Genomic DNA, 19,110 nt, shown 5'->3' on the forward strand with positions numbered 1-19,110 from the left:
GCTATGATCCCGTGAGTTTTGTTGTAAATCAACCAGCTTTACGTGTTATCTGTGCTGGTTTAGGGGGTATTGTGGACGAAGTACTACTGGTTCTTCTGGGAATTCTCATTCTTTTTGGTGGTCCGATACTGGCCTTTGTGGCCCTGTATAAAATCGGCGGACTACGCAGTGAGATCGTTGCTCTAAAACTCAAGTTACAAAACCTTGAGAAAAAAGCTGTGCCAGCCACAGCACCAGACACAACCATAGAAAACCCCGTGACACCGTCACAAGAAGCAAAACCAGTGGCAACGCCACAGGAAAGCGCACTTGATACAGCTAAAGACATCCAAAGCGAGTCTTTGCAAAAACCTGGACAAACAAACGAACAGCGTTCGTCCTCAGAAGAAACCGCAGCTTCTCAACTCGGGGCCGATGCTCAAGAACCATCAGACATAAAACAGGGCAACCAGCAAGCTGAGCAGCAAGAAAAGCAACCTGTCGCAGCCAGATCCATTGCCGAAGCCATGGAAAGCTATTCCAACGACAAAAGCCCGTGGAAATCTTTCGAAGAGGCTTTCACCCGTCAGTGGCTGGTTTGGCTTGGCAGTTTGACCGTAATTATCGGCGGCGTTTTCCTGATAAAATATTCGATTGAGAACAATCTGCTTTCCCCTGGCTTTAGAATTACCTGTGGCGTTCTCTTTGGTTTATCCCTGATGTTTGGTGGGGAATGGTTACGTAGACGCCCCATTGAACAAGCAATCGCTGCACTCAAACCCAATCACGTTCCACCCGCCTTAACTGCTGCGGGCCTTGCCATCACCTATGGCAGTATCTACGCCGCCTATGGCCTGTACGATCTGATTTCACCGCTCTTTGCCTTTGTCCTGCTGACCATCGTGGCAATCGCCGGGTTGGGACTTTCCTTGCTTCAGGGTCCATTGATTGCCGCTATGGGCATGGCTGGTGCCTTTGTCATTCCAATGCTCGTCAGTACAGGTAATTCGTCCGCCTGGGCTCTTTTCAGCTATCTAAGCTTTATTACAGCCTCTGCGTTGGCCGTTGTCCGCTATCAGAACTGGTGGTGGCTTGGCTGGATGTCTCTCGCCGGTTCAGTCCTCTGGCAACTTCTGTGGATGGGTGCAGCATGGGAAAAAGGCGATATCTATCCGCTCGCTCTGCATCAAATCCTGATGATCGGCCTCTTTATCGCGCCACGATATGAAAGCTTCCTCAGTTCTATCGAAGATATCAAAACCAGCTTAAAACACCCCTTCGATTTTGACGGCAAACTGCCGCCAGAAAAGATCCTTGGGCTTTCGGCCATGGCAGCTGTACTGGCATTACAGATTATTCTCTTGTCCATGGATAACTTCTCTACCGCCTCGCTTGTCTTCTTCTTTATCATCGCTGGCGGGCTTGGGTATAGCGCCTTCAAACTCAGACACTGCGAAGCCCTTCTAACGGCCATATCATTGGTCGCGCTTTATATCGTCGCCCGTTATCCCTTCCCCGGGTCGATCGAGCTTCCAGAAACTCTCTACGTTTCCGGACAAGACGCGGGAACACTTATTAATTCCATCATCCCGCCAGAGCTTAATTTCTATCTGCTGCTCTCAGGATTTATTGCCATTATTGCCGCAGCTGTCGGCTTCAGAGGTCTGAGTAAAACCAAAACACCCGTGTATCTGGCGACGCTGTCAGCGACAATCCCCTTGTTGGCCTTCTTGTTTGTTTATCTCAGAGTATCCGCAATCGGTGCTGACCTCGCGTGGAGCCTACTCGCGCTGGTTCTTGCTGGCATCGGCTTTATGGCCGCCAAAAAGGTCCTGCCAAAAAGATCAGAAGCTGGTATGGAACCTGTATTGGGCGTCTATGCCCTCTCGGTTCTCGCTGCTTTGGGTATTGCCTTTGCCATTGCCTTTGAAAAAAGCGGCCTGACGATTGCCCTCGCCTTACTCCTGCCCTCCGCCGGATGGGTTGCGTCTCAAGTACGCATCCCCTTTATACGCCCGTGTATTCTTTTCGTCGCCGTGGTCGTTATTCTTAGGTTCGTCGCCCTGAATCATTTCGATCCTGTAGTTCCACGGGAAGAAGTCGATGCGCTCTGGCTTCTCTATAGTTTTGGTATTCCAGCAATCGCTTTTGCTGGGGCGGCCTATTATTTTAAACAAGAAAAAGACGACCAGCTCGTAACTATTCTTGAATCAGGGGCACTCGCCATTGGCGTCGTACTCGTCAATCTGGAAATCAGATATCTGGTAAACGACAATAATCTGTATGCCCAGTACTACGGCCTGCTTGAACAAAGCCTACAGTCCCTGTCCTGGTTGATAACAGGCGCATTCCTTTATTACCGCAATCGCATCGTACCGCGCATTGCCAGCAACTGGGGCTCTAAGATCCTGTTATCCATGGCTGGGGCACAGATACTGGTCTTCCAGTCTCTTATCTTCAACCCTGTCTTTACCAACGAAGCCGTAGGGAACTGGCCACTATTCAACCAGCTATCGCTCGCCTATCTAATTCCCGGCTTGATCAGTGTTATTATTTACCGCGAAGCCCGTAATCAGGGACATAAGAAGTTTATGCCATGGATTGGCGGCATCTCTGTCTGGCTTGTCTTCCTGGACCTGACACTTGAAGTCCGCCGGGCGTTCCATCCCCTTGCTATGGCATCAGGCGACATTCTCAATGCCGAGGGCTACAGCTATTCCGCCGCATGGCTTATCTTTGCCGGAATACTGCTTGCCGTCGGGATCATTCGGGATATCTCCAAGATACGCCACCTCTCGCTTGGGCTGGTTCTTCTGGTAACGACCAAAGTCTTCCTGTGGGATATGTCCGCACTCAGCGGCCTTTACCGCGTAGCCTCCTTTATCGGCCTTGGCCTCTGCCTGATCGGCATCGGCTTCCTCTACCAGCGCTTTGTCTACCCAATTGGATCAGAGCCGGATGACAACTCAGCTAAATAATTTCCATAATAAACAGGATACGAGCGCTAAAAAGAAAACTTATTTAAATATATGTTTTTAAATCACTGATCATTCCAAGTTCTTAGGAATTCACGGATTCTTCGGATTCTTCTTTTTATAAAACATTAGAAAAATTGGTTCTGAAATTAGTACCATTTTCATACTATACTCTTATTTTTAAAGAGTATTTTATATAACGCACTTACAGATGAAATTCATATAGTTTACAATTAGTTAAAGTAAAAAACGAATAAAAAAATAGTTATACACAACTTTTTACACAATTTTATCCACAGATTTACCGGAATTGGTTGCACACTAAATAGTGTGTCAATACGCAAAATACTGGTGACGACAACCAAATATTGTGGTTACAATTAGCCATGTAAATGATGAGTTTATTTGCATACAAGCAAGGCCGGGATTGCAGCCCGGCCTTTATCTAAACCCGCTATGTCGATTAAACATTAGGATTTAAACTTGAAACGTACCTATTTGGCACTTTTTATGAGTAGCATAGAGTTAATTAAGCGCCAATCAAATTCGGCATAGCATTTCTATGAAAGTTTATAGAGATGACGAAAAGATTAGATAGAGATGATATCGTTATAGTTCTTAAGTTACTAAAAGAGGGGCTATTTCAGCATAAGATAGCAGCTATCTTTGATGTTAACCAAGGACGTATCTCAGAAATTAAAACAAGATACAGACTTACAAAATCAAAATGTAATCCAAATAGCCAGTTACCGCTTATTTGAAGCCACAAAAAAGGGCTGCTAAAAAGCAGCCCTTTTATATCTATCAAAGATAGCGAAGATCGTTTAGCCGATCGCTTCTTTGCTACGTGCGTGACGTTTACGCTCGTGGCCGATCAGATATTGCTTACGCAGGCGGATTGATTTTGGTGTTACTTCCACCAACTCATCGTCTTGAATGTACGCAAGTGACTGTTCAAGAGAACGAATACGCGGTGGTGTCAGCTTGATCGCATCATCTTTACCAGAAGCACGCACGTTGGTTAACTGTTTAGCTTTCAACGGATTCACTTCGAGGTCATTGGGGCGACTGTGTTCACCGATGATCATGCCTTCGTAAAGTGCATCACCTGGGTTCACAAAGATCTCTCCACGCTCTTCAAGGTTCCAAAGGGCGTAAGCAACAGCAGAACCGATACCATTGGAAATCAAGACGCCCTGACGACGACCCTGAATCGCACCGCGGTATGGACCAAAGCTGTGGAATAGACGGTTCATGATGCCGGTACCACGTGTATCGGTTAGGAACTCACCATGATAACCGATCAAGCCACGTGAAGGCGCCAGGAAGGTCACGCGGGTTTTACCCGCACCGGATGGACGCATGTCAGTTAGCTCAGCTTTACGCTCAGCCATTTTCTCAACAACAACGCCGGAGTATTCTTCGTCCACATCAACGACAACTTCTTCCATTGGCTCAACCAAGGTATCCGTTTCATCTCTGTGCATCAGCACGCGCGGACGAGAGATAGAAAGCTCAAAGCCTTCGCGACGCATGTTCTCAATCAAAACACCCAACTGAAGCTCACCACGACCAGCAACTTCGAAAGAATCCTTTGAATCACTTTCTTTGATGCGGATGGCGACGTTACCTTCAGCTTCACGGTTTAGACGATCACGGATCATACGGCTGGTAACTTTGTCACCTTCACGGCCCGCAAGCGGAGAATCATTCACAGTGAAAGTCATCGCCAAGGTCGGCGGATCAATCGGCTGTGCAGCAATGCCTTCTTCTACAGATGTGTCGCAGATCGTATCAGCAACAGTTGCATCAGGAATACCCGCAATCGCCACGATGTCACCCGCACGCGCTTCCTCAACAGGAACACGTTTTAGACCATCAAACGCCAATAGTTTTGACAAGCGGCAATTGTTGATCGTTTTACCGTCGGCAGTGATGACCTTCACTGGCATATTCACCTTGGCAATACCAGAGTGGATACGACCGGTCAGGATACGGCCCAGGAAGTTGTCTGCTTCAAGTGTGGTTGCCAGCATGGAAAACGGTGCATCAACTTCTTCAGTTGGTGCTGGCAAAATATCAATCATCAACTTGAAGAGTGGTTCCATATTCTCTTGCGGATCTTCAAGGTTTGTAATCGCCCAACCTTGTTTTGCAGAAGCGTAAAGAACCGGGAAATCAAGCTGATCTTCGGTTGCATCAAGGTTCACAAGCATATCAAAAACCTGATCCACAACCCAATCAGGGCGCGCATCAGATTTATCAGCTTTGTTGATAACAACAATTGGCTTCAGACCACAGGCAAGAGCTTTGGATGTCACAAACTTTGTCTGCGGCATAGGGCCTTCTGCTGCATCAACCAGCAAAACAACACCATCAACCATAGAAAGGATACGCTCAACTTCGCCACCGAAATCGGCGTGACCAGGTGTATCAACGATGTTGATCCGGGTTTCTTTCCAAGCCACAGACGTACATTTGGCAAGAATCGTGATACCACGTTCTTTTTCCAGATCGTTGCTGTCCATTGCACGTTCATTGACCTTTTGGTGGTCACTAAATGTACCGGATTGTTTTAGTAGCTCATCCACCAAAGTGGTTTTGCCGTGGTCAACGTGGGCGATAATCGCCACGTTGCGAAGCGCTGTAGTCATTGCCTTATACTCTCATGTATCAAAGAGGGGCTTCTGCGCCCCGCATTATCTTCGGTCATCAAATACACCCGGGTCATCCATGGCGTTATCAATGTGCTCTTGTCTTTCTGTTCTACGTAACCACTAAGGTCTGTAGCGCAGTCGTGTGACAGAGCGATGACCTACTTAAGTTTTTCCTCTACCAGTTCCGCCAGAGAAGTTTCTGGGCGGGCGCCAAAGTGGGAAATCACCTCGGCGGCGGCGATTGAACCGATCCGGCCACTGTCATAAAGATTGTAGCCGTTCGTGTATCCGTAAAGAAATCCTGCTGCATATAGGTCGCCTGCCCCTGTTGTGTCAACCACCTGTTCAACAGGAATGGCATCAACAACATGAACTTCATCACCCGCACAAACGACAGAACCCTTATCACCACGGGTAATTGCCGCGACAGAACAACAGCCTCGGACCTCTTGCAGAACAGCATCAAAGTTATCAACTTCGAAAAGCGCCATGGCTTCTTCTTCGTTTGCAAAAAGAATATCAACGTAGTTATTCACCAGATTCAGGAAAGATTCGCGGTGGCGACCAACACAGAAAGAATCTGACAGTGTCAGCGACACCTTACGTCCGGCAGCATGGGCTGTTTTAGACGCATGGATAAAAGCTTTCTTCGCTTCTTCCGGATCCCAAAGGTACCCTTCCATATAGGTAACTTTGGCAGACTTAATCATTTCTTCGTCGATATCAGCAACTGTGAGATTAACACAGGCACCAAGATAAGTATTCATCGAACGTTCAGCATCCGGCGTCACAAAAATTAAACAACGCGCCGTAGAAGGGCCATCAGTTGCTGCTTCGGTATTGAACTCAACGCCTTCTGCGCGAATGTCATGACGGAAAACCTGACCGAACTGATCATCACGTACTTTACCAAAATAACCGCCCTTACCACCTAGCGACGCAATACCGGCCATAGTGTTCCCAGCGGATCCGCCAGAGCGTTCAATCGCAGGCCCCATCACATCATAAAGTGCATTGGCGCGATCCTGATCAATCAGGTTCATCGCCCCTTTGATGATACCTTGTTCTTCGAGAAGAGCATCATCAGCAGTAGCAACAATATCAACGATGGCATTACCAATGCCGACAACATCAAGTTTGGCGTTTTCGCTCATAAAATTTCCGTATTATAGGCCCACAGAGTTAGCTCAGGGGTCGGTTACAGTCAGGTTATAATTTGCGCGGAGTATAGCCAGTTCCATATTCTGGGCAAGCACAAAGCCACAAGTCTCCCATGCGTTGTTCACAAGGCTTGTCTTCAATCTATAATGAATTTCCAAAGATGTGGCTTAAGTAACTGAAAAAACGCCTGACTATCTTGCCTCTTGCCCACGCGTGGAATAAAGATCAAAGTCAATGGAGGTTACAAAACTTCATATTTCAAACAGCTTTACCCAGTACTTACCCAATATTGGTCAAAAAGTGCTGTGTAAAATCGCCCGGAAACACCCCAAAATACAACGTATTATAAATGCAGCGTATTAGATGAGAGAAAGACACGTTGTGAGCACGCAGGAAAATCAGGCGTCTATATTGGACACCACAAGGCAAGGTATTATCCTGGCCATTATCGCTATGGCTGCCTTTTCTTCAGGTGATGCCGTGGTCAAACATGTTGCGCAAACCTATCCCCTGCCACAACTTCTTTGGGTACGATACATTATCCTGTCTGTATTTGTGATTAGCATGGCGCTTTATAAAGCTGGCCCAGCGGGATTAAAAAAAGTTGCACAGGCGAACAACCTGCCCCTGCAGATATTCAGATCCGTCTTTTTATTGGGCGAAGCGTTCCTCTTTACTCTGAGTTTCAAACTGCTACCCATTGCCGACGTCCATGCAATCGTAGCGGTGGCCCCCATCGTCGTCACAGCCTTGTCAGCGCTATGGTTAAAGGAACTGGTTGGTATTCGCCGCTGGTCAGCCGTGCTTGTTGGTTTTGCAGGCGTGATGATTATTCTACGGCCTGGCTTTGAAGGCTTTAACGAACTCTTTCTATTGCCCCTTCTGGCAGCAGCAGCCTTTGCCGTCTATCAAATTTTGCTACGTATCAGCAGCCGTTATGACGATGGCGAAACCTCACAGTTTTATACAGGTGTTGTCCCCCTGATCTGTGTAACCTTCATGGTTCCGTTTTTCTGGGTAACGCCGGATCTATACGGCTGGTTGGCGCTCATTGCCGGGGGTATTTTTATCAGCCTCGGACATTTCTTTCTGATCTTCGCGTTTCAATACGCAACCCCGTCTGCAATCCAGCCCTTTAACTACACACTTCTGGTCTGGGCCACGCTCTTTGGCTGGCTTTTCTATGATGAATTTCCAGATCAATGGACCATCGTGGGGGCCTTGGTAGTGGTCTCCAGCGGTCTCTACACTCTCTACCGAGAGCGTAAACGAAGCTAAGACGATTCTTTTGTCCAGGCATAAAAAAGGGAGCGAACAGCTCCCTTTTCAACATCGCCAAGATTGAAACAATCTATTTTAATCCGAGCACATCTCGCATGTCGTAAAAGCCGTTTTCCTTGCCCTGCAACCAGTTGGCAGCTTTAACCGCACCACGGGCAAAGACTTCGCGATTGCTCGCCCTGTGTCCCAGCTCAATCCGCTCGCCATCTGCGGCAAAGATCACACTGTGATCACCCACGACATCGCCACCGCGCAGCGTTGCGAAACCGATATCGCCGCGTTTTCTGGCCCCAATAATGCCATCGCGTACCTTGTCTGCAACTTTATCCAAATCAACACCCCGTCCGGACGCAGCAGCTTCACCAAGTGCCAGTGCCGTGCCTGAAGGCGAATCAACTTTGTGGCGGTGGTGCATTTCCACAACTTCAATGTCGTAATCTTCATCCAAAGAAGCCGCAACCTGCTCCACAATAGACATCAGTAGATTGACGCCCAAACTCATATTACGGGCAAAAACAATTGACGTCGTAGCGGTAACCGCTTCTAATTCAGAAACCTGTTCGCGGGTCATCCCCGTGGTCCCGACAACCAGCGAACATCCGGTTTTTGCAGCCAACTTGGCATGATTAAGTGTTGCTTCTGGCACAGAAAAATCGATTACAACATCGCAAGATTCAAACAAAGCTAGGGGATCGTCGCTTGCACTTACGCCAATCGTGCCAATTCCCGCCAACTCACCTAGGTCTTTACCAAGGTTAGGGCTCCCCGGAAGTTCGGTTCCACCAAAAACCTCACAGTTATCCGTTCGGCCAATAACGTCTGTCAGCATGCGCCCCATTCGGCCTGCACTGCCAACAATCCCAATTTTGTTAGTCATCTTCATCTTCCCGTCAAAGACCAGCATGTATGGCTATATAATCTATTTCAAAACAGAGATAGCAGCTAAGTCAGATCTGTCCAAGACAGAACTCTCACCGCTTCCAAAACAAATCCACGGTGCCGTAACTAAAACTTCTAAATAAACGAAAGCCATAAAAAAAGCCTGTCAGGTATATCACCGACAGGCTTTTTCTTATTAAAAATCTGGTCTTTATTCCGTAAGGTCTTCCCAGAACTCTTTGACGCGCTTAAAGAAGCCAGAGCTAAGAGGCGAATTATCCCCGCTTTCTTCTTCAAATTCACGCAACAACTCTTTCTGACGTTTCGTCAGGTTAACCGGTGTTTCTACGGTTACCTCAACGTACATATCGCCACGAGAGCTTGATCTGAGGACAGACATCCCCTTGCTACGTAAACGGAACTGCTGTCTGCTCTGCGTGCCATCCGGAATAGAAACCTTCGCACGGCCACCATCAATAGTTGGTACTTCGACAGAACCACCCAAAGCAGCCTGTGTCATCGAAATGGGAACGCGACAATAAATGTCTGCGCCCTCACGCTGGAAAATTCTGTGTGGTTCAATCGAAAGGAAAATGTAAAGATCCCCCGGCGTTCCGCCACGAGCCCCCATTTCGCCTTCGCCAGCCAACCGAATACGATTGCCTTCCTCGACACCCGCAGGAATGTTTACCTGAAGGGTTTTTTCTTTTTCCACTTGGCCAGAACCGTGACAGTTTCCGCAAGGTTTCTCGATAACTTTACCGACACCCTGACAAGTATGACATGTCCGCTCAACGGTAAAGAAACCCTGTTGCATACGCACACGGCCCGCACCTTTACAGGTACCACAGGTTACCGGGGATGATCCCTTCTCAGCACCGCTGCCATCACAAACATCACAAGAAACTGCGCTTGGAATCCTAATTTCAGCTTCTTTACCTGTGTACGCATCTTCCAGTGAAATTTCCATATTGTAGCGAAGGTCGCCACCGCGTTGGGACCCGCCCGCGGATCGCCCACCGCCGCCAAAGCCGCCAAACATTTCTTCGAAGATATCAGCAAAACCGCCGCCGCCGAAACCACCGCCACCAAAGCCGCCGCCAGCGCCTGGCCCGCCATTTTCAAAAGCAGCATGGCCATAATTATCATAAGCCGCGCGTTGCTGATCGTCTTTGAGAACGCCATAGGCTTCGTTAATTTCTTTGAATTTTTTTTCCGCTTCGGCATCATCCGGATTGCGATCCGGGTGATATTTCATTGCCAGTTTGCGGTAGGCCGATTTCAACTCTTTGGCATCTGCCGAACGTGAAACCCCTAAGACCTCATAGAAATCCTTTTTGGACATCAGTATAGTTTTCCCTCATCAGAAGGTGAAAAGGGGCTGGCAACCGCCAGCCCCCTGAAATCCAAAACCGCCTTAAGCGCTTTTGCTGTTCTTCTCGTCGTCAACTTCTTCGAAGTCTGCATCAACAACACCGTCGTCAGCTTCTGCTTCAGAAGCCGCTTCCGCAGCGCCTTCAGCACCAGCGTCAGCATAAAGTGCTTCACCCAGCTTCATTGACGCCTGACCTAAAGCTTCCATCTTGGCTTTGATATCTTCAACATCATCACCTTCAAGCGCAGTTTTCAATTCCGCAACTGCAGCTTCGATAGTTGCTTTTTCTTCATCAGAAACTTTATCGCCAACTTCACCAAGTGTTTTCTCTGTCTGATGGATCAAGCCTTCAGCCTGATTTTTAACTTCGACAGATTCACGACGGGCTTTATCTGAATCGGCATTTTCTTCGGCATCACGAACCATCTGATCGATGTCAGCGTCGCTCAGACCACCAGAAGCTTCGATACGAACAGACTGTTCTTTACCAGTTGCTTTATCTTTCGCGCCAACGTTAACAATACCGTTAGCATCAATATCAAAAGTAACTTCGATCTGTGGAACACCACGTGGCGCACCAGGAATACCTTCGAGGTTGAACTGACCAAGAATTTTATTATCCGCAGCCATTTCGCGCTCACCCTGGAACACACGAATTGTCACAGCACTCTGATTATCTTCGGCTGTAGAGAAAGTCTGGCTCTTTTTCGTTGGGATTGTTGTGTTACGATCAATCAGTTTGGTCATAACACCACCCAGTGTCTCAATACCAAGAGACAATGGTGTCACGTCAAGAAGAAGAACGTCTTTCACTTCACCCTGAAGAACACCCGCCTGAATAGCAGCACCAGTTGCCACAACTTCATCAGGGTTTACGCCACGGTGTGGTTCTTTACCAAAGAAGTCCTTAACAGTGTCATGGACTTTCGGCATACGGATCATACCACCAACCATGATGATCTCGTCGATGTCACCAGCTTTTACACCAGCGTCTTTCAACGCAGACTTAACAGGACCCATTGTGCGTTGGATCAAATCGTCGACCAATGCTTCCAATTTCGCACGTGTCAGCTTGACGTTAAGGTGTTTAGGACCAGACGCATCAGCCGTAATAAACGGTAGGTTCACTTCAGTTTGAGTAGAAGAAGAAAGCTCGATCTTTGCTTTCTCAGCAGCTTCTTTCAAACGCTGAAGAGCAAGAGTATCCTTACGAAGGTCGATACCCTGTTCTTTGTTAAATTCGTCTGCCAAGTAATCAATGATGCGGCCGTCGAAATCTTCACCACCAAGGAATGTATCCCCGTTTGTTGATTTTACTTCGAACACACCGTCACCAATTTCAAGAACGGAAACATCGAAGGTACCACCACCAAGGTCATAAACAACAACGGTACCAGAACCTTTTTTGTCCATGCCGTATGCAAGAGCAGCAGCAGTCGGCTCGTTGATAATACGTAGAACTTCAAGGCCAGCGATCTTACCGGCATCTTTTGTTGCCTGACGCTGAGAATCATTAAAGTAAGCAGGAACAGTGATAACTGCTTTTGTCACAGGCTCACCAAGATAGCTCTCGGCAGTTTCTTTCATTTTTTGCAGGATGAAAGCAGAAATCTGTGACGGGCTGTATTTTTCACCGTTGGCTTCAACCCACGCGTCACCATTGTCAGCTTTAACAATATTGTATGGCACAAGGTCCATATCTTTTTTTGTCAGCGGGTCGTCAAAACGACGGCCGATCAAACGCTTGATCGCAAAAAGAGTATTTTCAGGGTTTGTAACTGACTGGCGTTTGGCGGGCAGCCCAACGAGGCGCTCTTCAGCCGTAAAGCCAACCATAGAAGGTGTCGTACGCGCACCTTCAGCATTTTCAACAACACGGACGTCTTTACCGTCCATAATAGCGATACAGGAGTTTGTGGTTCCTAGATCAATACCAATAACTTTGCTCATGTTTATTCCTCACACTTAATATAGCAAACCGATTTGGCAGCCTTGATGCCAAGCACTGCCGGCTGGTCCCTTTTGAGGGCTGAACCCATTTTTTGGGCTCACGGGATATATATGCAGCCAGAGCTTTCACTGCAAGGAGCAATATGCCTAAAAAAATAAGGTTTTTCAGAAAAGTTAAATTACATTATAAATCAATAGATTAGTGATATAATAATTTATCGATCATCTTTATTATGATGTTTTTCAGGTGAACCACCGCGCGAATATTCCGGGAATTTAGCCATAATGAACTCAAAAAAAGCCAACGTTAACCCTAATATCCGAAAAATGATTAAGTGGATTGCTGTAGGAGATGTTTTGTTTGGAATCGCCGTCATGCTCACAGCGCACTATCTTCTCAAAAATGAAATTGTTCAGTGGTTCGGTCTCGCCGTTACTCTCATTGGCGGACTCCTCTTTTTAACAATGCGCTTACTTGAAAAGCGGCAAACACGAATCATTAATTCTCAAGACAGCTCAGAGAACCAGCGTTAATAAATAATTCAAAACAGTGATAAAATGTCCGTAATAAAATGATTGCCGGTTTTCAATATCACCCCGAATATTTCAGCCGGGAAGAACAGAAAAATCTCTTATCCGAAATTCGAGAGATGATCAGGACAAATCCCCTGTTTCACCCCACAATGCCCAAAACTGGTAAGCCCTTTTCTGTCGCCATGACATCGTTTGGGTCTCTGGGCTGGGTATCGGACAAAACCGGGGGATATCGTTATCAAAGCTTTCATCCCATTACCAAACGTCCCTGGCTTCAGATACCGGATAAATTACTCACAGTCTGGACTGATTTAACTGGCTACCCGGAACTTCCGGAATGCTGCCTGTTAAATTATTATCAAAACGAAAAAGCGAAAATGGGTCTTCACCGGGATCAAGACGAGCAGGATTTTAATGCACCCGTTCTTTCTGTATCATTAGGAGACAGCGCACTATTTCGCCTTGGGGGGCTCAAACGGCAAGGGCCGACAACATCAACCAAATTAAATTCTGGTGACGTCGCCATACTTGGTGGCGAAGCACGAAATGCCTATCATGGTATTGATCGTATTTTATATGGATCAAGCCAGTTACTGAAAAATGGCGGACGTATTAACCTCACGCTCCGTAGGGTAAACAAAGTCTAGCGATCTCCCTCTCCTAGGACATTGCAACAGATCATCATTCAATGAGGTTGTTTTTGAAAAAGCATCTCCATAAAAAAAAGCCGGCACAAAAGTACCGACTTTCTCACTCTAAACAGCTAAAAGACTTAGGCTGTTGTGTCCACTTTATCTGCACCAGCAGCAGGGCCACCCTTGGCAACACCAACGCGTGCTGGCCTTAGCAGACGATCATGAAGGCGAAACCCTGGTTGAATAACCTGTAAAATGGTCCCTTCTGGTTGGGAAGGATCAGGAATTTCAAACAATGCTTCGTGGCTGTGCGGGTCCATACGGGCACCCATTGCCTCGACTTCGGTAATGTTATGTTTTTCAAAAACCTTCAGCATTTCGCGATTGGTCATTTCAACACCATCGCGTAGCGTTTTAAGGTCTTCATTTCCTTCGGCAGTTTCTTCTGAAACAGATGACAGCGCACGTTGAAGGTTATCCATAACACCAATTAAGTCTGTCACCAGCTTTTGAGGTGCATACTTGATTGCATCTTCTTTATCGCGACGGGTACGATTACGAAGGTTTTCCATATCTGCCATTGTACGCAACAACTTGTCGGTCAATTGCGCATTCTGAGCATCCAGTTCAGCAACTCTTACGGCATCTGATTTTGCTTCTTCAGCTGCAGACGCAGTATCAACGGTTGCTTCTTCTGCTGCTTCTTCGTTTACCAGATCATCAGGAATCTGATCTTCAGCAACAACATTCTCTTCCGGATTTTGTTTTTCCGTTTCGGACATTTTCCGCTAACCAATCTTCTCTTTTAAGTTACTTACTTCTGGATTTAACAAGATTTCAGCCCTGCTTATCCAACCACTCTCATCCAATCATTCGACCAAGTATTTTGGCGGTATAATCCACCATCGGAATGATACGGGCATAGTCAATTCGTGTTGGACCAATGACCCCGATCGCCCCGACAACCTGTTGTCGAGTATTTTTATAAGGTGCCATTACTACAGAACACCCCGCTTGGGCAAACAATTCATTTTCAGACCCTATAAAGATCTGAACCCCCTCTGCCGTTTTTGTCATTTCTAACAAACGGACCAGAGACTCTCGTTTTTCCAATGCAGAGAATAGATGGCGTACCCTTTCCAAATCTTCAAGGGCATTTATATCTTCAAGTAACTGTGCCTGTCCTCTCACAATCAGCGCACCATTAGAACTGCCATTGATATCTTCGGCCCATGTCGCCAATCCCAGTTCGACAACTTTCTGTGACAGCTGGTCCAACATGGCCTGATGTTCTTTGAGCTCGGTTTGTATTTCTTGTAGCGCTTCTTCCAACGTCCGCCCGACCATACGCGCAGCCAAAAAGTTTGATGCGTCAACAAGCGCAGAGGGCGGTAACCCCAAAGGAATATTAACCACCCTGTTTTCAACTGATCCAGAATCAGAAACCAACACAACCAGAGCCCGCCCAGGAGCAAGAGATACAAATTCAATATGTTTTAGAGGTTCAGATAATTTAGGCGCGACAACCAATCCTGCACACTGGGAAAGGCCGGATAACATACCCGTAGCCTCTTCCAATAATTGAGGCATGGATTTTCCACCAGCTGCGCACTGTGCTTTTATCTGGCTGCGCTCATCTTTACTAAGGTTTCCGTGTTCTAACAAACCGTTCACATAAAGCCGCAACCCAACATCCGTTGGTAGCCTTCCGGCAGAGGTATGCCTGGCGAATAAAAGCCCCATATCCTCTAGATCAGCCATAACATTACGAATTGTTGCCGCCGACAGACCCATACCAAGCTTGCGAGATAACGTTCGGGACCCAATGGGTTCCCCGGTTTCCACATAAGCATCAACCACCAGACGGAAAATCTCGCGAGAGCGATCATTCATACCTGCAATTGCACCGGATATCAGGGATGTGTCATTAAACTTCACAGAATTTCCTTTTAAATTCCAATGCCCTTAAATAAGTGATCCTTATTCACCGACTAGCACTGTCTTAATTTAGTAAGCCGCAAAGCCTTGGTCAATGCTGGCTTGAACTAAAACTAACACTTGCATCATAACCCGATACCTCTTAAAGACGCGCTTAAAATTAAGACTCGGTTTTTGAAGGTCAGCATCGGCCCGCTTGTTCTATTAGGAATAGTGACAAATTAAATGAGTATCGGTTCTTTAAATGCAAAATTAGAGGCATTTTTCGCCCAAAATTCCTTTGATGAACCACATTTGGTCATAGACCTTGATCAGGTAGAGGTCAATTTCAACAATCTGGCATCTGCCCTGCCCAACGCATTGATTTATTTCGCGGTAAAAGCCAACCCTGCATCGGAAATTTTGTCGAGACTAAAGAACCTAGGCTCCTGTTTTGACGCTGCGAGCATCGCAGAAATCAAATTGTGCCTGTCACTCGGTATTCCGGCGAGCCAAATATCGTTTGGCAATACCATCAAAAAAGAAAATGCCATCGCCGAAGCCTACAAACACGGTATTCAGAGTTACGCATTCGATAGTCATGAAGAGCTTCTTAAAATTGCCCGTTCAGCCCCCGGTTCTAATGTCTATTGTCGTGTCCTGGTCGACTGTTCTGGCGCCGACTGGCCCCTAAGCCACAAGTTTGGTTGCTCGCCCGTTATGGCCAAAGAGTTGTTATCACAATCAGTGACCCTTGGCTTATATCCAACGGGCCTTTCATTTCATGTCGGGTCACAACAAACAAAAATAAGCCAATGGGATAATGCTCTCGGTCAAATTGAAAAGCTCTATAAAGATCTGAAAAATGAGGGTATTGAACTCTCTACACTTAACCTCGGCGGCGGTTTCCCCACTGCGTACAATGCGGATGTACCATCCATTTCTCAATACGGCGAATACCTTTCATCTTCGTTGAAAAAGCACTTTGGTGACAACGTACCAAAAATCATTATCGAACCCGGGCGGTCTGTTGTTGGTGACGCAGGGATTATAGAGGCTGAAGTTGTTTTAGTATCCCGCAAGAATACAGAAGATGAAAAGCGCTGGGTTTATCTCGACATCGGCATTTTCTCTGGTTTGGCTGAATGTCTTGATGAAGCCATCAAGTATCCGATTACGATTGTGGGAAAAGAAACCGATACCAATCTTGGACCTGTCATTCTCGCAGGCCCGAGTTGCGATAGCGTCGATGTCCTTTATGAAAAATTTAATTACGATCTGCCGCTTGATTTAAAACCTGGCGACAAGATTCGCATCCATGCAACAGGCGCATATACAACGACCTACTCGTCCATTGGCTTCAATGGGTTTCCCCCACTGAATAGCAGCTGCATATAAATCCGGGAACTCTATTCTTCTACAATCAGATACCATGCCTGAGGTGAAGAACGTTCTTCGCTTGTCTTTTCTAAAGCCATCTCGTGGCCACCGATATCTTCCTGCCCCAGTTCCACAGACATGTCCGGTTTATTCTGGGTTTTGGAATTATATGGGCGAATACGATAACTACAACGTCGACCACCTTCTAACAGATATTCGGCTCGCTCCACATCAACGTCTGGCCCGAGAACCGTCCTGAAAATAGACAACTCTGCACGACAAAATCCCTGACAAATCGTAGCCGCAGTACAAATCGGACAGTGATTTTCAATAAAAAGAAATCCGCCCTGATCATCTGCCTCGGCTGATGCCATATATCCTTCGCGCTCTCTCAATTCGACCAGGTGGTGCACCCGATCTTCAAGTGTTGTTACTTGTGAAAGGGCATCTGTATAGTTCTTTAGCGTCTGTTGTTCGCGATGACTGACCAGCTTCTCAACCCCTTCATCACCAAAAATGATGCGGGCGCTTTCAATTAGATCTTTTGTCAATAATGCATGAGAATCGCCGAATGTGTTATGAGACTCTGCCGTTAATTCCCAACTCACAGCTGGCCTTCCCGCCCCTGATGACGAAGCCTCTACCGATGCCTTTTGAATCATTCCTTCTGCAGACATTCGTTTGAGATGCTGGCGCATACCAACTGCTGTCATAGACAATTCACTTGCCAGATCAACTGCTTGCATTTCTCCTCGTGCTTTCAGCAATGCGAGAATTGCATCTTCTGTCTTTTCATTTTTTCTCATAACAATAGAGTATAATCTATAAAGTTAATTAAAAAAAGTGTTTGCTTTTTTAATTATTCAGCTTACACCTTAAATAAGAAAAGAAAAAACTTTTTTATTTAAGGTCTGTATCATGCCCAACTCTGCGCCACTAAATACCAAGTCAAAAATGACTCCGCAGAACATTCTACACCTGGTGATTGTTTGTATGGGCGTCGCTCTCTATGCCTTAAATAGCTTAATCACTTCAACATTATTGCCTTCCGCCGTTGATGATCTTAATGGCGTTGAATTTATTAACTGGTCAGCCCTGCTTTATACCACCGCCGCAATGATTGCATCACTTTCCGCAGGGACAACAAAAACCAGAATTGGTGGGCGTGCCATTATGACTATCGGTGGCTCGATCTTCACGGCCGGCTCTCTTTTGGTCAGCCTTTCCCCATCAATGGAATTGTTTCTGTTCTCTCGCGTAGTTCAAGGGATTGGCGGAGGATTGGTTCTTGCGAGTTGCTACACCGTAATTGCTGACCTTTTCCCACGCCATCTCTGGCCAACTGTTTTTGCAATGGAATCTGCTGTCTGGGGTATTGCCTCGGTTGGTGGGCCACTCGCTGGTGGTATTTTTGCCCAAACAGTAGGATGGAGGGCGGGTTTCTATATCATGACTGTCTGTGCAATTCTGTTTGTCATCCTTATAAGGTCTAGTTTTCCTAAAAAGCAAAAGACTGAATCCACAACAGAAACAAAAATCAAAACACCACTGCCTTTTTTCAGGCTTGGGCTTTTGGGATCAGCCGTTTTGATCATCGCAATGGGAAACAGAGAACCCGACTATGCCGTGGCTTTCTTGATCACTGGCTTATCTTTACTTGGATACCTTCTCTATAGGGACAAAAGATCTAATAACTCTTTACTTCCTAAGCATGGCCTCAGTCTTTTCAGCGTTGCCGGCACCGGAATTACAGTCATCTTTCTGGCCATGGTTTCTTCCATTTCTTTTATGGTTTATGGCCCTTATATTTTGCAAAAAATCCACGGGTTCTCCCCCCTGTCAGCAGGATTCATGGTTGCTTTGGAATCAATATCCTGGTCACTCGCAGCAATGATCTGTGCCAAACTTCCACAGAATAACAGTTGGCGGCTATATCTTATACCAACAGGTGTCTTTACCGCATTCTTAGGGTTTTATGGCATTGCACAGTTTCTTTACGGCGGACCACTATGGTCCTTGAGCATTGCAATTTTTCTAGCCGGGGCAGGATTCGGCATTTTTTGGGCCGACCTCTCGTCTGTAATCATTGAATCAGGGCCAAGCGAGGAACAAGATAAAAGATCTGGGGCTATTCCTACGCTACAAATGTGCGGAGGCGCATTGGGTCCTGCGATTGCCGGCATCCCAGCAGCCATGATTGGGTTCAGTGAGGGGGCCAGCCCAGAGATTATTGAACAAACATCATATTGGGTTCATGCCATCTTTTTCCCCGTATTGATCGTTGCCACACTCTTATCAATCTATCTGGTAAGGTTAAAAAACAAAGACGCCCAAAAGGATCTATTGAATTCTATTCCAGAGCCCCTGTGATATTCCAGATAAATCAG

14 protein-coding genes are annotated in these 19,110 nt (G+C 46.6%); 6 read left to right on the forward strand and 8 right to left on the reverse strand.

Annotation, left to right across the window (positions count from 1 at the left end):
* Positions 1 to 11 precede the first annotated feature (11 nt).
* Positions 12 to 2,957, forward strand: coding sequence for a DUF2339 domain-containing protein (locus ACN0QW_RS10350; protein WP_417431208.1), 2,946 nt, complete (start codon positions 12 to 14; stop codon positions 2,955 to 2,957).
* 821 nt (positions 2,958 to 3,778) lie between these two features.
* Here ACN0QW_RS10350 and typA read toward each other — a convergent pair.
* On the reverse strand, positions 3,779 to 5,608 hold the full coding sequence (gene typA, locus ACN0QW_RS10355; protein ID WP_417431210.1) for a translational GTPase TypA: 1,830 nt from the start codon (positions 5,606 to 5,608) through the stop codon (positions 3,779 to 3,781).
* A 161-nt stretch (positions 5,609 to 5,769) separates the two neighbouring features.
* Positions 5,770 to 6,765 carry an adenosine kinase gene (locus ACN0QW_RS10360; RefSeq protein ID WP_417431212.1) on the reverse strand — a complete coding sequence of 332 codons (996 nt, stop codon included), beginning with the start codon at positions 6,763 to 6,765 and terminating at the stop codon, positions 5,770 to 5,772.
* Positions 6,766 to 7,135: 370 nt separating this feature from the next.
* Between ACN0QW_RS10360 and ACN0QW_RS10365 the strand changes: the two genes are divergently transcribed.
* Entirely contained in the window at positions 7,136 to 8,050 is a 915-nt protein-coding gene (locus tag ACN0QW_RS10365) for a DMT family transporter (protein WP_417431214.1), read from the forward strand.
* A 73-nt stretch (positions 8,051 to 8,123) separates the two neighbouring features.
* Here the strand turns inward: ACN0QW_RS10365 and dapB are convergent, their stop codons facing one another.
* The 3 genes from dapB to dnaK all read right to left on the reverse strand — a co-directional run bounded on the left by dapB (position 8,124) and on the right by dnaK (position 12,257).
* Positions 8,124 to 8,930: a 4-hydroxy-tetrahydrodipicolinate reductase gene (dapB, locus tag ACN0QW_RS10370; protein ID WP_417431216.1), complete on the reverse strand. Its 807-nt coding sequence runs from the start codon at positions 8,928 to 8,930 to the stop codon at positions 8,124 to 8,126.
* Positions 8,931 to 9,143: 213 nt separating this feature from the next.
* The gene (gene dnaJ / locus ACN0QW_RS10375) at positions 9,144 to 10,277 is read right to left on the reverse strand and encodes a molecular chaperone DnaJ (RefSeq protein ID WP_299374840.1); all 1,134 of its coding nucleotides are present in this window, start codon (positions 10,275 to 10,277) and stop codon (positions 9,144 to 9,146) included.
* A 72-nt stretch (positions 10,278 to 10,349) separates the two neighbouring features.
* Entirely contained in the window at positions 10,350 to 12,257 is a 1,908-nt protein-coding gene (dnaK, locus tag ACN0QW_RS10380) for a molecular chaperone DnaK (RefSeq protein WP_417431219.1), read from the reverse strand.
* Between the two features lie 285 nt (positions 12,258 to 12,542).
* Here dnaK and ACN0QW_RS10385 point away from each other — a divergent pair, with 285 nt between their 5' ends.
* Both ACN0QW_RS10385 and ACN0QW_RS10390 read left to right on the forward strand, forming a co-directional pair.
* Positions 12,543 to 12,791 (forward strand): hypothetical protein, encoded by a 249-nt coding sequence (locus ACN0QW_RS10385; RefSeq protein ID WP_417431221.1) that lies wholly within the window; start codon positions 12,543 to 12,545, stop codon positions 12,789 to 12,791.
* A 38-nt stretch (positions 12,792 to 12,829) separates the two neighbouring features.
* On the forward strand, positions 12,830 to 13,438 hold the full coding sequence (locus ACN0QW_RS10390; protein WP_417431223.1) for an alpha-ketoglutarate-dependent dioxygenase AlkB family protein: 609 nt from the start codon (positions 12,830 to 12,832) through the stop codon (positions 13,436 to 13,438).
* A 125-nt stretch (positions 13,439 to 13,563) separates the two neighbouring features.
* On the opposite strand, the gene grpE is transcribed toward ACN0QW_RS10390, so the two are convergent.
* Entirely contained in the window at positions 13,564 to 14,208 is a 645-nt protein-coding gene (grpE, locus tag ACN0QW_RS10395; protein WP_417431225.1) for a nucleotide exchange factor GrpE, read from the reverse strand.
* A 79-nt stretch (positions 14,209 to 14,287) separates the two neighbouring features.
* On the reverse strand, positions 14,288 to 15,319 hold the full coding sequence (gene hrcA, locus ACN0QW_RS10400; RefSeq protein WP_417431387.1) for a heat-inducible transcriptional repressor HrcA: 1,032 nt from the start codon (positions 15,317 to 15,319) through the stop codon (positions 14,288 to 14,290).
* Positions 15,320 to 15,589: 270 nt separating this feature from the next.
* On the opposite strand from hrcA, the gene ACN0QW_RS10405 reads away from it, so the two are divergent.
* On the forward strand, positions 15,590 to 16,741 hold the full coding sequence (locus ACN0QW_RS10405; RefSeq protein ID WP_417431227.1) for a type III PLP-dependent enzyme: 1,152 nt from the start codon (positions 15,590 to 15,592) through the stop codon (positions 16,739 to 16,741).
* Positions 16,742 to 16,752: 11 nt separating this feature from the next.
* Here the strand turns inward: ACN0QW_RS10405 and ACN0QW_RS10410 are convergent, their stop codons facing one another.
* Positions 16,753 to 17,529, reverse strand: a complete 777-nt coding sequence (locus ACN0QW_RS10410; protein ID WP_417431229.1) for a helix-turn-helix transcriptional regulator — start codon at positions 17,527 to 17,529, stop codon at positions 16,753 to 16,755.
* A 112-nt stretch (positions 17,530 to 17,641) separates the two neighbouring features.
* Here ACN0QW_RS10410 and ACN0QW_RS10415 point away from each other — a divergent pair, with 112 nt between their 5' ends.
* On the forward strand, positions 17,642 to 19,093 hold the full coding sequence (locus ACN0QW_RS10415) for an MFS transporter (protein ID WP_417431231.1): 1,452 nt from the start codon (positions 17,642 to 17,644) through the stop codon (positions 19,091 to 19,093).
* The last annotated feature ends 17 nt before the right edge of the window (positions 19,094 to 19,110 follow it).

Source organism: Kiloniella sp., from assembly GCF_048259265.1.
In the GTDB taxonomy this organism is placed as follows: domain Bacteria; phylum Pseudomonadota; class Alphaproteobacteria; order Kiloniellales; family Kiloniellaceae; genus Kiloniella.

Excerpts from the sequence above, each read along its gene's own strand:
- typA (WP_417431210.1), bottom strand. The coding sequence starts at position 5,608 with ATGACTACAGCGCTTCGCAACGTGGCGATTATCGCCCACGTTGACCAC.
- ACN0QW_RS10360 (WP_417431212.1), bottom strand. The coding sequence starts at position 6,765 with ATGAGCGAAAACGCCAAACTTGATGTTGTCGGCATTGGTAATGCCATC.
- ACN0QW_RS10365 (WP_417431214.1), top strand. The coding sequence starts at position 7,136 with ATGAGAGAAAGACACGTTGTGAGCACGCAGGAAAATCAGGCGTCTATA.
- dapB (WP_417431216.1), bottom strand. The coding sequence starts at position 8,930 with ATGACTAACAAAATTGGGATTGTTGGCAGTGCAGGCCGAATGGGGCGC.
- dnaJ (WP_299374840.1), bottom strand. The coding sequence starts at position 10,277 with ATGTCCAAAAAGGATTTCTATGAGGTCTTAGGGGTTTCACGTTCGGCA.
- dnaK (WP_417431219.1), bottom strand. The coding sequence starts at position 12,257 with ATGAGCAAAGTTATTGGTATTGATCTAGGAACCACAAACTCCTGTATC.
- ACN0QW_RS10385 (WP_417431221.1), top strand. The coding sequence starts at position 12,543 with ATGAACTCAAAAAAAGCCAACGTTAACCCTAATATCCGAAAAATGATT.
- ACN0QW_RS10390 (WP_417431223.1), top strand. The coding sequence starts at position 12,830 with ATGATTGCCGGTTTTCAATATCACCCCGAATATTTCAGCCGGGAAGAA.
- grpE (WP_417431225.1), bottom strand. The coding sequence starts at position 14,208 with ATGTCCGAAACGGAAAAACAAAATCCGGAAGAGAATGTTGTTGCTGAA.
- hrcA (WP_417431387.1), bottom strand. The coding sequence starts at position 15,319 with ATGAATGATCGCTCTCGCGAGATTTTCCGTCTGGTGGTTGATGCTTAT.
- ACN0QW_RS10405 (WP_417431227.1), top strand. The coding sequence starts at position 15,590 with ATGAGTATCGGTTCTTTAAATGCAAAATTAGAGGCATTTTTCGCCCAA.
- ACN0QW_RS10410 (WP_417431229.1), bottom strand. The coding sequence starts at position 17,529 with ATGAGAAAAAATGAAAAGACAGAAGATGCAATTCTCGCATTGCTGAAA.
- ACN0QW_RS10415 (WP_417431231.1), top strand. The coding sequence starts at position 17,642 with ATGCCCAACTCTGCGCCACTAAATACCAAGTCAAAAATGACTCCGCAG.